We start from the raw sequence: 13,153 nt of genomic DNA, 5'->3' as shown, positions 1-13,153 counted from the left end.
CAACAGCGAGGTCGGCGTCAGACCTCGCCGGGGCTCAGCCACGCGTGGACGAGGGGCACGACCGACGCCCCCTCGCCCGTCGCGGCCGCGACCCGCTTCATCGAGCCGGCGCGCACGTCGCCGGCGGCGAAGATGCCGGGCACGCTCGTCGCGAGGTTCTCGGGCGGCAGGCCGTCGACCCAGCGGTCCTTCGGGACGTCGCGGCCGGTGAGGACGAAGCCGCGGCCGTCGAGCGCGACCTCGTCCGGCAGCCAGCCGCAGTGTGGCTCGGCGCCCAGGAGCAGAAAGAGCCCGTACGCCGGACGCTGCCGGGTCTCGCCGGTCGTGGTGTCGCGCAGGGAGACCCACTCGAGCCGCCCCTCGCCACCGGCGTCCACGACCTGGGTGCAGGGCTGCACGGTGATGCGCGGGTTGAACTCGATCTCCCCGACGAGGTAGGCCGACATCGTCTCGGACAACGAGGGCCGGCGGACGACGACGGTGACCGAGCGGGCGAACCGCGCAAGGTGCACGGCGGCCTGCCCGGCGGAGTTGCCGCCCCCGACGACGACGACGTCCTGGTCCTCCATCTCGCGCGAGAGCGACATCGCGGCGCCGTAGTTGACGCCGCGCCCGACGAGGGCCTCGACCGACGGGACGCCGAGGTGGCGGTAGTCCACGCCCGACGCGACGACGACCGAGCGCGCGCTGATCTCGAAGTCGGCGCCGCGCAGCAGATGGGGCTCGTCCCCGGTGCCGGCGACGAGCTCCTCGACCTCCCAGCCGGTGTGGAAGCGCGTGCCGAAGCGCAGCGCCTGGTTGCGCGCCCGCTGGGCCAGCCGCATCCCGGAGACGCCGCGCGGGAAGCCGAGGTAGTTGCGGATCATCGAGCTCGTGCCGGCCTGGCCGCCGATGGCGCTGCCGTCGAGGACGATCGTCGAGAGCCCCTCGGACGCCGCGTAGACCGCGGTCGCGAGCCCGGCCGGGCCGCCGCCGACGACCGCGACGTCGACGACGTCGGCGCCCGCCGCGGCGTCCATCTCGCGCTCGGCCTGGGTGTCGAAGAACGACCGGGCGACGTCGCGCACCGACGTCGCGACGATGGGGTCGCGGTTGGCCGCCCAGACCCGGGGGTAGCCGGCGTCCGCGGGGAAGTGCTCGGCGACGTGCCGGCCGATCTCGCTGTCCGGCTCGACGGACCGGCAGGGGATGCCCATGCGGTCGAAGAAGTCGCGGACCTGCTGAGCCACGACGTCACCGGGCGGCGCGACGATCTTCGCGACGACGACGTCGGGGTCGGTGGCGGTCCAGCCCCACTCGCTGAGCAGCTCGGTGACGGAGTGGTGGAACTCCTCGTCGCGCGTGCCGCGCGGCATGAGCAGGTAGGCGTCGTACTTGCCCTTGGCCATGCCGGAGCGCAGGCGCGGGGCGTCGGAGAGGAATCGGTCATAGGGCGCGACGACGAGCCGGCGCGCCGTCGGCACGAGGTGGCGCCACTCCGCGAACGCGGCGAGCACGTTCTCCTCGTCGGGCAGGCGCGAGTCGGTGACGAACATCGCCACCTGGTGGCCCTGCGCGAGGGCGTCCTCGGTGACGTCACACGCCTCGCGGCACGAGCCGGCGGTGCGCAGGTCGTACTCGCGCGAGTAGCGCCAGAAGACGTCGAGGAGGGTGTCGGTGTGGTCGCCGGACGCCAGGACGATGACCGGGGCCGGTGCGGTGGAGGGGGAGGCCGTCACCCCGTCGAGCCTAGGCCGGTCCGGGCCCGGGCGGGAGGGGGGTCCGGGGTCAGTCCCCGGACTTCGACGACGACGAGCAGGGGAGCAGGCCCATCCGGTCCTTGAGGGTGAGGACGCGCTGCACCGACGCGTCGACCTGCGCGGCGAAGTCGTCGTCCTTCGCCGACTTCGCGGCCAGCGCCTCGAGCATCGCCGGGGCCACGGACGCGTCGCCGGTCAGCACGATGTCGCCGCCGGCCTCGACGAACTTCACGGCGCGCTGCCCGGGCGAGGTCGAGCGCACGGCCTCCGCGTTGACGTCGTCGGTGATGACGACGCCGTCGAAGCCGAGGTCGCCGCGCAGCATGTCGGTGACGACCGTGCGCGAGAACATCGCCGGGACACCGGGGTCGATCTTCGCGTAGTTGGCCGAGCCGACCATGACGAGGCCGGCGCCCGCGTCGACACCGGCCGCGAACGGCGCGAGGTAGGCGTCGTCCCGCGTCGTCGTCGGGTCGGTGATGCCGGTGCTGTTGAAGTCGGTGTTGTTGCGGATGCGCCCGAGGCCCGGGAAGTGCTTGACCGTCGCCTCCACGCCGCCGTCGAGCATCCCCTCGATGAACGCCGTCGACGCCTTCTCCACGGTCTTCGGGTCCGAGCCGTACTCGCGCTCGTACTTCCCGATCGGCTCGTTGGCCCGCCCGATGTCGGCGGGGACGGTGTCGGTGACCGGTGCGAGGTTGACGTTGACGCCGGTGTCCTTGAGCTCCTCGGCCCAGCCGGCGGCCGCCTTGCGCAGCGCGGAGGAGGACATCTGCGCCTGCTCGCTCGCGGTCGGGGGACGGGTGAAGCCCTCGCCGCGCAGCTGGTGCACCTCGCCGCCCTCCTGGTCGGCGGCGATCATCAGGTCGACGCCCGCCGTGGCCTTGCGCGACACGAGCCCCTGGAGGTGCTCGGAGGTGGTCGACACCTTCTCGGCGCCCTCCCAGCCGCCGAGGTAGATGACGTTGCCGACGTGGTCCTTCGCGATCGTCGAGTCCAGCGCGTCGAGCGAGGCGTTGGTGTCGAAGCCGACCATGAGCAGCTGGCCGAGCCGCTGGTCGGCGGTCATCGCCTCGTACGTCGTGTCGGCGCAGGTGGCGGTCTCGCTGGGCGACGGGGTGGCCGAGGCCGACGGCGACGCGGAGGCGCTCGTGGAGGACGCGGTCGTCGGGGCCGCCTCGGGGGTGCCGTCGGAGCAGCCGGCGAGGGTGACGGCGAGCGCCCCGGTGAGGGCGAGCGCGGCGCGGCGGGGGCGGGGACGCGTGGGGGTGGTCACCCGAAAACGCTACGTGACCAGCCTGCGGGCCGGGGAATCGTGCAGGTCGCGGGCCGGAGCGCCGCGGCGGCCGGCGCCGCCGTCAGTCCATCGCCTCGATGCCCAGCTCGGCCAGCTCGCCGGACGAGTCGAGGATCCGCTGCACGAGCGCGGCGTCCGGCGGCTCCCACCCGAGCACCTCCTCGACCACGCGGACGCCTTCGGTGGTGCGGTAGGAGCGGGTCGGGTTGCCCGGGAAGCGCTTGTCGGTGACGTTCGGGTCGTCCTCGAGCGGGCCGAGCGGCTCGACCCGGTAGACGCGGGGAGGGCCGTCGCCCCGCGCGAGCGCGGCCGCCAGGGGAGCGCCGTTCGACGAGGCCGTGACGTAGATGTGCTTGAGCGGGCGACCCGTCCCGTAGTTGGAGCGCCACCCCGGCGTCAGCAGGTCGCCGGGGCTGACGTCGGCGCGGGTGCCGTGGAAGAAGGGGCCGGGGTCGTCGACGACGCGCTTCGGCGGGGGAGGGTCGCGCAGCAGCACGTCGAGCCGGTGCATCAGCGCCGCGACGCGGGTCCGCCCCACAGGCGCCCTCGGGTAGCGGGAGAGGACGTCGAGGACGACCGGGCTCGCCCGCCGGGCCGCGGCGTCGAGGACGTACTCGGCGACCACGGGGTCGTCGCCCCGGTGCAGCTCGGCGGCCCGAGCCGCGTGCACGGCGGCGCCGAGGAGGTGACGCATCTGTGTGGCGTTCGCGAGCGGGTGCAGGTAGGCGGAGGCGGCGGCGTCACCGGCCGCGGTCGCCGCGTGCTTCGCTGCCTCGGTGGATGCCTCCCGGCCGGCGCGGTGGGCCGCGGTCGCGGTGTGCCGCTGGAGGTTCGAACGTGGTGCTCCCTCGGCGAACGCCCGGGCCGCGGCCACGGCGGCACGGGGTCGGTCGTCGTCGGGGTGAGTGCGGCCCCACACCACGAGGGCCGGCTCGGCGCAGTCCGCGGCGTACCCGGCGACCGCGCGCAGCTCGTCCGTCGTCAGCTCGAAGTCGGCCACCCGCTCGAGTCTGGCACCGAGCGGGCGCGCCCGCTGCCGGAGCCGCGCACGACCAACCAGCGCGACGGACGTGGTTGTCGGCCGCGGGCGGGGAAACGGCCCCGTCCTGGACCGACGACCCCGTCCGGGGCGACGGTGATCCCCGAACGGGGACGGCGGGTGCGTGGCTGTCACCGTAGGTGGGTAGGACCGGTGGGATACCGACCGACGAGGCGGGCGTGGTTGCGCCGCCTCGTCCCAACATCCCGGGAGTGACGTCCGTGCCCCTTGCCGTCCGGCCTGATGCAGGCATCCGCACGCTCACCAGGCAGCCCGAACGGGTCCGCACGGTGGCGGTGGTGCCCGGCGGGCACGCGTACTCGCGGACCGTCATGCCCGCCGAGAGCGGGTTCGTCGCGCTGCCGGACCCGCATCCCGACCTGGACGGTCAGGTGGCCGGAACGCGCTGGTGGCCGCCGCGGATGCTGACCCCCGAGTGGGTCGAGCGCTCCGACTTCGACCTCATGCACGTCCACTTCGGGGTGGAGCAGGTGCCGCTGTCGACCCTCGAGCAGACGGTCCGCGCCCTGCGGGAGACCGGGCGACCGCTCGTGCAGACGGTCCACGACCTGGAGAACCCCCACCTGCACGACCAGGCCGGCTACGAGGCGCGCCTGTCCGTCCTCGTCGAGGCCGCCGACGCGGTGCTGACCCTCACCCCCGGGGCCGCGGCCGAGATCGAGCGACGCTGGAACCGACGGGCCGTCGTCGCGCGGCACCCGCACCTCGTCCCGCTGCCGATGATGCGTGCGGTGCGTGAGGCGCGGACGGCCGCCGTACCCGCGGGCCGCCCGGTCGTCGGGACGACGCTGAAGGACCTGCGGGCCGGCACGGACGCCGTCGGCCTGCTGCCCGCGCTCCGCCACCTGGCCCGGGCGATGCCCGAGGCCGACGTCTGCGTGTGGCTGCACGAGCGGACCTGGCGGGACCCTGCGGACGACCGGGCCCGGCGGGCGTGCCGCGCCCTGGCCGAGGCCGCTGACGACGGCGTGCGGCTCGTCGTCCACCCGCCGATGGACGACGACGCCCTGTGGTCGCACCTGGCCTCGCTCGACGTGGCCGTCCTGCCCTACCGGCACGGGACGCACTCGGGCTGGCTGGAGGCGTGCCACGACCTCGGCACGAGCGTGGTCGCGCCGGCCGTCGGGCACCTTGCCGACCAGGGGCCGGAGGGCGTCTACCGGTGGCGCCCGGACGGCGCCGACGAGGCGTCGTTGCTCGACGCCGTCCGGGGTGCGCTCGCGCTGCGCGCCGAGTCCCTTCCGGGGGCGGATGCCGACGCCCGCGCGCGGCAGGCCGCCGAGGTGCGCGCCGTGCACGCGCAGGTGTACGCCGAGCTCCTCGCCCGGGGGATCGCGGAGCGGTGGCCCGACACGGGTGCCTCCACGTCCGGCCGGCGCGAGGGGGCAGCCTGATGAGCGAGGCGGTCGGCGCGCAGGTCGAGGACCTGCCGGTGCACTGGCTCCCCGGTCCGGACCGGCACGGGGTCACGCTGCTGGCCCGCCAGGTGGCTGATGCGGCTGGCGTCCCGGTCGTCCGGGGCCACGAGGTGCCCGCGCGCCTCCACGGCCGCCCGGTCCACCTGCACTTCTCCTCCGGCCTCTTCGACTCCCCGGCGGCGGCGCTGGACGTGGTCGGCGCGTGGGCGGACCGGACCCGGCTGAGCCTCACCCTGCACGACGTCCCGCAGCCGGCCGAGGGGATGCGGTGGGGCCGGCGGGCGGCGGTCTACTCCGACCTGGTGGCGCGCGCGTCCGCGTGGGCGGTCAACAGCCGCTGGGAGGCCACCCTGGCCGCCGCGGCCATCCCCGAGGCGCCCCGCGACCCGGAGGTCATCCCGCTCCCCGTGGTGCTCGAGCCCCGGTCGAGCGGCGCCGCGCACGCCGTGTCCGACGGCCCGACCGTCCTGCCGACCGCCGCAACGAGCGGTCCCCGGGACGGGTGGATCGGGGTGGTCGGCTGGGTCTACCCCGACAAGGGGCACGAGGAGGCCATCGAGCTGGCGCTCGCCATGCGCTCGCGGGGGCACGCCCTCGGCGTGGCCGCGCTCGGGGGAGTGGCCGCCGGCCACGACGAGCTCGCGGACGACCTCGCGCGCCTGGCCAGCAGCCTCGGGGTCCCGTGGCACGTCACCGGGTACCTCGAGGACGACGACCTGCTCCGGGCCATCCGCGAGACCACGGTGCCGGTGGCCGCGCACCGCCATCCCTCGGCGTCGGGGTCGGTCAACAGCTGGCTCGCCGCGGGCCGGCGGCCGCTCCTGCGCGAGCACCCGTCCACGGTCGAGCTCGACGACCTGCGTCCCGGCGCGCACCTCGTCCGTCCGCTCGACGCCTGGCCCGCCGAGGTGGCGCTGGCCCTGGAGGACCCCGCGCGGACCTGGCTGCCCCCCGGCTACCGGCCGCCCCACACGCTGGACGACGTGGTCCGCGCCTACCGGTCGTGGTGGGCGCGGTGAGCCCGCGGCCCCCGTGGGGCGAGCCGGTGCCGGCCAACCGCTGGGACCTGGTGCAGGGGCAGGACGCGCCGGTCCGCACCGTCGGTGTCGTGGTCCTGCACTACCGCCAGCAGCGTGAGCTCGAGCGCACGCTCCACGCGCTCGCCCGCCAGGACTACCCCGCGCACGCGGTCGACGTGGTCGTCACCGACGACGGCACCCAGCCGCCCCCGAGCGTCCCCGACGGCGTGGGGCTGGTGACGCAGGAGGACCTGGGCTTCCGGGCCTCCGCCGCGCGCAACGCCGGGGCCCGGCGGGCCCGAGGGGACGTGCTCGTCTTCCTCGACGCCGACTGCGCGCCCGAGCCGTCGTTCCTGCGCACCATCACCCGGCTCCCGCGGTTGCTGCCGGAGGCCGTCGTCGTCGGGCGGCGCCGGCACGCCGACCTCGCGACCGTCCCGGTGGACGCGCCTGTCGAGACCGGTGGACCCGAGCACGAGCTGACCGAGCCGGCCTGGCTGCGGGAGGCGTACGCCGGCTCGGGCGACCTGCTGCACGCCGACGCGCTCTCCTTCCGCCACGTGATCTCCGCGGCGGTGGCCTGCAGCCGCTGGTGGTTCGACCACGTCGGCGGCTTCGACGAGGGGTTCACGGCCTACGGCGGGGAGGACTGGGAGTGGGCCGCGCGCGCGTGGGAGGCCGGTGGCCTGCTGGCCCATGCCCCCGACGCGACCGTCTGGCACGACGGCCCCGATGCCGGCGTGGAGCCGCGGACCTGGGGAGCCGAGGGCACCGGCCACGCGAAGGACCTGGAGTCGCTCGCCGTCGCCGCGCGCGTCGGCGTCCCCGGGGTCACCACCCGGGCCCTCGACCTGGGCGCGGACGACGTCGTGGTGACGGTGTCACCCGGATTCGACCTCGCGGCCCTCGTCATCGCGCTCGACCCCCTGCTCCAGGCCGCGCCGACCGCGCGGCTGCTCCTCGGTGATGCGCACGCGGCGCTGCTGCCCGACGAGCGCCGCGTGCGTCCTCGCCCCGACGGCGACGGGGACGAGGTCCCCGACGCGGCGCTGCTGGACACGGCCGGGCGCTACCGGCGTCACGTCCACCTCCATGCGCCCGCCCACGCCACGCCCGCGACGTGGCACCGTCTGCTCTCCGACGTGGACCGCGCCGATGCCCCCGCACGGATCACGGTCGAGGACCTCGGCCGGCCGCTCCTCGAGGTGCGGTCGATGCGCGCGCTGCGCCGGGCCTCGCTGTGGGACCAGCCGGATCTTGCTGCCGCACAGCCGTTGTCCGCTGCGGCGATGGACATCACGCCGACCGGTTCCGGCGTGGCGGGCCTTCTGCTCAGGGCCGGGCTCGCGGGAGTGGACGGACCGCCTCGGTCGCGCGGTCAGAACGCGTAGGAGAACCGCTCGAGGTCGGCGGCGTGAGCGGTCTCGACGAGGGCGCGACCGGTGGCGTCGTACGCGCGCCAGTAGGCGCGCTCCCGGTCGGTGACGTTGGTGGGCGCCACCGTGAGGTCGAGGTCGAGGAGGCTGCGGAGGTCGTGCTCGAGGTGCTCCATGCGCAGCACGACGTCGGCCTCCTCGACGTGGCCGCGGTTGACGCGACGCTCGCCGGGTCCGTCGATGGCCAGCGCCAGCCACTCGTTGAACTCGAGCGTCACGGCATCCACGACGCGCCCGACGGCGCCGGGGGTGGAGTAGACCCAGGAGTCCGGCTGCCTCAGCTCGTGCACCCAGCGACGGCGGCTGCGTTCGTACTCCGCGACGTAGAAGTCGAACGGGTTGCGCGTCGTGGTCACCACGCGGAGGCCGTGGTCCGGCGCCAGGAGTCCGGCACCGACCAAGTCGGCGGCGGTCGCGTGCTTGGCGTCGATGCCGTCGACCCGTGTGGCGTCGGTGGCGGGAACCTCCACGACGCCACCCCGGTCGAGCAAGGCCACGCGCAGCGCCGTGCTGGCCGTGCCGGGTGCGGCCGTGAACAGCAGCCCCGACCCCGCGTCGAGCAACGCCATCAGCGGACCACGCCGACGACGAGGGGCAGTATCCGCACGGCAGGAGTCATGAGAACAGTCTCAAGGACGGCGACGGCGTTCTCGCTCGAGTGGGTCACGCGGATCGGCCAGTGATGTCCGACTCTGCGCAGCAGCCTGATGAGGCGCCGCTCGGGCGTGGCCAACAGGCGGCGAGAGCGCTACATCAGGCGGAGCGCTCGCTGTCGAGCCGTTCGAGGATCCATGAGCGGACGAGGGTCGAGGCAGGAAGGTGCTTCGCGGCGGCGACGCGCTGTACCTCGGCTTCCTCTTCGGCGCTGAGCCGCACCGAGTACACCTTCTGCCGGTTCGGCCGTCGGCCGGTCGTGCCGGAAGGGTAGGCGACGTCCTTGGTCTGCTCCGACTCCTCGCGCAGCTTCTCGGCCAGCGCTGGGTCAATCGCGTCCGCCATCATTGTCTCCTTGCTGGTAGAGCGTGAGGTCGCCATCTGCCATGACCTCCTGCATCCAGTCGGGCTCGACCCCCTCGGCATCGGGGTACCTGTCGCCACGTGAGCGGATGTACCGAGTCGCCTCGGGGTCCAACCGGATCTCCTTGGCCGCTCAACCAGTGGACGACGATGTACTACGCGCTGTTCTCTCGACTCAGACGCCGGCGACGTAGGCGGTCAGGAAGTGCACTCCGTGCCGGTCGAGGTTGCCGCGGGCCCGGTCGTAGTGCTCGGTGGTGCGCGGGTCGGCATGCCGGGCCAGGATCTGCGCGTCCCGCAGCGGGACGCCGGCATCCAGGGCGTTGGTGATCGCGGCGTGCCGCAACGAGTGCGGGGAGATGTGCCGAGGGATGCCTGCGGCCTTGGCGATACGGGCGACCATCCGGTACACGTCACGCCGGTCGATCGGGTTCTTGCTCTGCGGTCGCAGGATCAGCGACCCCTTGGTGCGTTGACCGCGGCAGGCCTCGAGGGCCCGCAGCACCGGGACGGTCACCGGCATCGTGGCCGGCGTGTTGCCCTTGCCGACAAGTCGCAACACGCGATGCCCGCGCAGGGTCTCGGCGTAGTCCTCGATCCGCACCGCCGCAGCCTCCGATGCGCGCAGCGCGTTGATCCCGAGCAGGAACGCGAGCGCACCGTGGTGAACGGAGATGGTCTGGGAGACCTGCAGGAAGCGGATCAGCTCGAGCCGGTCCAACCCCTGGGTCCGGGACTCGTCCCGGTGCACCTTCGGCAGCCGCGCGTAGACCGCTGGGTCGGCCGGGACCAGGCCGTCGATCTGCGCGAACCGGAAGAAACCGCGCACCCCGTGCATCATCGTCACGACCGAGGAGTCCATCAGTCCCCGTTCCCCCAGCCCACGGATGTACAGCTCGACGTGGGCGCGTTGGATGCCGACCAGCGGGTCCAGGCCGTGGCTCTCGCACCAGGAGAACCACTCCCGCAGATGGGACGAGTAGAGGCGGTGAGTTCGCCCCGTGTAGCGCGCCAGGAACGACACGGCGGCCAGCTGAGCGGGCGTCATCGACGAGGGTTGGAACGGAAGCAAAGCAGTGGGAGCAGACATGGGACACCTCACGCGGCGACCAGCTTGCGCCCACCCGCCCGCCGCGACAGCGGCCGGGCAATCGAACCCGGCGAAGGCTAGACCCGACACGCCGCTCTGAACAGTCCCGTCAGGCGGCGATGTGACGCACCGCTAGAGGTCCCATTCTGCGGAGGACGCACTTGTGCGCCTCGGCTCGGTGGTAGCAGCGCTCTGGTAATCGACGCGTTGGTGACCCTGGCCGCGTCGTCTGAAGCGGTTCCGGTGGCGCCCCGGGCTCTCGGAGGATTGCCGTCCGGCGGGGGAGTGGACGTCGTGTGTGATCAGCGTCCCCGGGCTCGGCCCCGTCGTGGCATGGACCCGCGCGCTCGGGAGGGGTCTCGTGCCTGCCTTGAGGGCGTACGGTCAGGTTCGCCGAGCCGCGATGCCACACCCGACGTCGCACTGCCGGTTACGCGACATCCCGATGAGAGGACCAAATCATGGCTGTCGACCGAGGACTGCTGGCGACGTTGAAGGCCAAGCCCGGCAAGGGGGATGAGCTGGGAGAGTTCTTGAGGAAGGGCCGGGAGCTGGCAGCTCAGGAGGATGGCACCGTCACTTGGTACGCGTTCCGACTCGACGACACGACGTACGGGATCTTCGACACCTTCGAGAGCGAAGACGCTCGTCAGGCCCACGTCAACGGCCAGATCCCGGCGGCACTTCAGGATGTCGCCTCAGACCTGCTGGCTGAGGATGCGGTGATCTCACCGATCGACGTGCTCGCGGTCAAGTAGAGATTCGCCCGCTCGGCTGGGTCGTCGCCCCTTGGCGGCGATAGACGCACCTAGTTCCTCGAGCCGGCTCGGCCAACCACCGCGACTCGCTAACCTCCCGGCATGAATGCCGCCGAAACCTCACGGTCATGGCCGGAAGAGGTTGACGCCTATCTGCTGAGCCGGAGTTGGATGATCGGAGCGCTCCACGAGTTACCTGCGGGCGTCCTGTGGGGCGCATACGGAGCAACTCCTGGTCAGTGCACAGAGATGATGGAGGGCCTTGAGGAGTTCGCACGACAGTGCGAGCGGCTCGGCCTTGGGGGACCACCGGGACTACATCGAACAGTGCCGATGGCACTTCGATCACTACCCGCATTACCTGAGCCGACGGCGACACTTCACCGACTACGCAACGTTCGTGCAGGATCTGAGTGGGCCCCTCCGAGTTGCCCCACCCTCCATCCCGATCAACATGCTCCGCTTCATCCGGTAACCGATGCGTTGTGACCGGTCGCTGACTAACGCTTGAGGCAGTCGTCTCGCGGCGGAGTGACGCATGTTGAGGCACCTGCTCATGCTGATGTGCGCTCTCTATGGCAGGTCGAGAGCGAGTTCGAGGGCGGTGTGCTGGTCTTCGGGCACGGTCCCGAGCCGGCAGGTCGGCATCGACCACGACGAACAGCGGGTCAGCGCACCGACTCGGAGTTGCCTTCCGCCTTCTCGCGGCACGCGACCACCACGTATCCGTCGCTGTCGGCGTCGAAGGTGGTCGACTGGATCGTGAGCCCAACGCTGTGCAACTGCGCCACAAGGTCTTCGTATCGGTAGGGCCAGATGGACAACCGCTCCGAGCTGGCGCGCACTGCCCCATTTGGCTCGATCTGGGCGACCACGATCTCGAGGAAGTGCTCCTGGTCCCACCGCGGCTCGATCTGCCAGTAGTAGCTAACGACCGCATCGCGGTCGTTGCGGCGGATGAGTCGATCGCGAACGTCCACCCGTGAGCCGGCGGAGCGCACGCGCTCCCAGTTGCGTGACGTGAGCACGAGGCGGCCGCCCGGAGTCAGCAGCCGCGACATGGCCCCCAGCGCGGTCATGCGCCCAGCCGCGCCCTCGGCGTGCCCGAGCGAGTTGCCGACGCAGAAAACCACATCAAACGTTGAGTCCTCCAGGTGGTCGGGCAGCTCCTCCCAGCTCGCGCGGAGGGCTCGAAGCGAGACACCCTGCTCGCTGGCGACCTGCTCGGTCCGACGAACCATCCCATCGCTGGCGTCTGCGGCGACCACATCAAGGCCGAGACTCGCGAGACCGACGGCGAGCTGCCCGGTTCCACACGCGCAGTCGAGGACGCGCGCTTCGGGTGGCAGAGAGCCCACGGCATCGCTGTAGTAGACCGCAGCTGCATCGGCGGGGGTCAGCTTGTCGTCCCCGATCAACCACTCGTACACGTCTGATAGCGCCCCATAACCAGTCACCGCTATCACCTCATCACTTGACGACTCACGGGTCAGATCGCGCCTGCGATTCATACCGTGCGGCCCCGCCCTGTGCCGGGCCCGTGGCAGCCAAGCATTGAACAGGACCCAACCACCGCTGGCCGCAGAAAGTCCACTGATTTCCAGTGCGCGCCACGAACGATGCTCAAGCCTCTGTCCCGTCCGTTCGTTGCTCGCACCGGATCCACGACGTCTTTGTCAGAGGTCATTCCGCCGGCGCTGGCTACGGGTGGACGCACTCATATGCCGCAATGAGCTAGGTCGGCTGGCGGCGATATGCAGCAGGGCCGTCGGCCTCAGAGCTTTCCTGCCTTGCCGATGAGGGGCGTCCAGAGAAGGGGAGGCGTGAGCGTCGGAGCTGGGGGCAACTCGGCAAGCGCGCCCACCTGTTAACCCAGTGGTACGACCCCACTGAGCAGGGTCTGCTCAAAGGCGCTCACTTGGTTCTCTGCCTGCTTGATACTGGCGAACTCAACTTGGAGTTGTCGGTGCATCGGCGTGTTGTACCAACGCTTCTTGCGCCAGTAGATGCGTGCGGCCCAATCCGATGACTGTCGCACTGCTCGCATATAGAAGAGGACGCCGACCGTTGCCTGGAAGAGGCCACCCCACCCGAAGTACATGACGATTCCGCCAAGGCGGACCGGGACCTTGCAGACCATGTACTCACGCGTCCCGATGGTGATCCAGTCACTCTGGGTCGGGCCCTCAGGGTCCTCTCGCTCGAAGGCGGCCGGACGCGCCTCTTCGAACACCTAAACCTCCCACGTCTTGGCCGGATTCACAGGATAGGTCCCCAAGGCCAGTGACCGCCGGCACTCCGCAAGTCATCTGCGTGGCC

At 72.1% G+C, this 13,153-nt stretch carries 11 protein-coding genes; 4 read left to right on the top strand and 7 right to left on the bottom strand.

Annotated elements, in window-relative coordinates; all coding sequences use genetic code 11:
• Positions 1-17: 17 nt before the first annotated feature.
• The 3 genes from HL663_RS18660 to arr form a co-directional block, all read right to left on the bottom strand.
• The gene (locus HL663_RS18660; protein WP_173029824.1) at positions 18-1,718 is read right to left on the bottom strand and encodes an NAD(P)/FAD-dependent oxidoreductase; all 1,701 of its coding nucleotides are present in this window, start codon (positions 1,716-1,718) and stop codon (positions 18-20) included.
• Between the two features lie 49 nt (positions 1,719-1,767).
• The gene (locus HL663_RS18655; protein ID WP_286175791.1) at positions 1,768-3,015 is read right to left on the bottom strand and encodes a glycoside hydrolase family 3 N-terminal domain-containing protein; all 1,248 of its coding nucleotides are present in this window, start codon (positions 3,013-3,015) and stop codon (positions 1,768-1,770) included.
• Positions 3,016-3,097: 82 nt separating this feature from the next.
• Positions 3,098-4,036 carry an NAD(+)--rifampin ADP-ribosyltransferase gene (gene arr / locus HL663_RS19485; protein ID WP_353654106.1) on the bottom strand — a complete coding sequence of 313 codons (939 nt, stop codon included), beginning with the start codon at positions 4,034-4,036 and terminating at the stop codon, positions 3,098-3,100.
• Between the two features lie 338 nt (positions 4,037-4,374).
• On the opposite strand from arr, the gene HL663_RS18645 reads away from it, so the two are divergent.
• From HL663_RS18645 to HL663_RS18635, 3 genes are read left to right on the top strand one after another with little or no spacing between them, the layout of a single operon-like run.
• A complete protein-coding gene (locus HL663_RS18645) occupies positions 4,375-5,490 on the top strand; it encodes a glycosyltransferase family protein (RefSeq protein ID WP_173029823.1) in 1,116 nt (371 codons plus the stop codon).
• Positions 5,490-6,533, top strand: a complete 1,044-nt coding sequence (locus HL663_RS18640) for a glycosyltransferase family protein (RefSeq protein WP_173029822.1) — start codon at positions 5,490-5,492, stop codon at positions 6,531-6,533. Before HL663_RS18645 ends, HL663_RS18640 begins: the two co-directional genes overlap by 1 nt.
• Positions 6,530-7,924: a glycosyltransferase gene (locus HL663_RS18635; protein WP_173029821.1), complete on the top strand. Its 1,395-nt coding sequence runs from the start codon at positions 6,530-6,532 to the stop codon at positions 7,922-7,924. The genes HL663_RS18640 and HL663_RS18635 overlap by 4 nt, the downstream gene beginning before the upstream one ends.
• Here HL663_RS18635 and HL663_RS18630 read toward each other — a convergent pair.
• The 3 genes from HL663_RS18630 to HL663_RS18620 form a co-directional block, all read right to left on the bottom strand.
• A complete protein-coding gene (locus HL663_RS18630; protein ID WP_173029820.1) occupies positions 7,912-8,538 on the bottom strand; it encodes a hypothetical protein in 627 nt (208 codons plus the stop codon). The two genes, HL663_RS18635 and HL663_RS18630, sit on opposite strands and share 13 nt — an antisense overlap.
• A 184-nt stretch (positions 8,539-8,722) precedes the next feature.
• Positions 8,723-9,004 (bottom strand): YlcI/YnfO family protein, encoded by a 282-nt coding sequence (locus HL663_RS18625; protein WP_216842634.1) that lies wholly within the window; start codon positions 9,002-9,004, stop codon positions 8,723-8,725.
• A 157-nt stretch (positions 9,005-9,161) separates the two neighbouring features.
• Positions 9,162-10,034: a tyrosine-type recombinase/integrase gene (locus tag HL663_RS18620; protein WP_173029819.1), complete on the bottom strand. Its 873-nt coding sequence runs from the start codon at positions 10,032-10,034 to the stop codon at positions 9,162-9,164.
• A 503-nt stretch (positions 10,035-10,537) separates the two neighbouring features.
• Between HL663_RS18620 and HL663_RS18615 the strand changes: the two genes are divergently transcribed.
• A complete protein-coding gene (locus HL663_RS18615; protein WP_173029818.1) occupies positions 10,538-10,834 on the top strand; it encodes a putative quinol monooxygenase in 297 nt (98 codons plus the stop codon).
• 668 nt (positions 10,835-11,502) lie between these two features.
• Here HL663_RS18615 and HL663_RS18610 read toward each other — a convergent pair.
• Entirely contained in the window at positions 11,503-12,264 is a 762-nt protein-coding gene (locus HL663_RS18610) for a class I SAM-dependent methyltransferase (RefSeq protein WP_216842633.1), read from the bottom strand.
• Positions 12,265-13,153: the final 889 nt, after the last annotated feature.

Origin of the sequence: Arthrobacter sp. NEB 688 (assembly GCF_013201035.1) — a bacterium.
Taxonomy (GTDB): domain Bacteria; phylum Actinomycetota; class Actinomycetes; order Actinomycetales; family Dermatophilaceae; genus Phycicoccus.
This window is presented reverse-complemented; position numbering and strand designations above follow the sequence as displayed.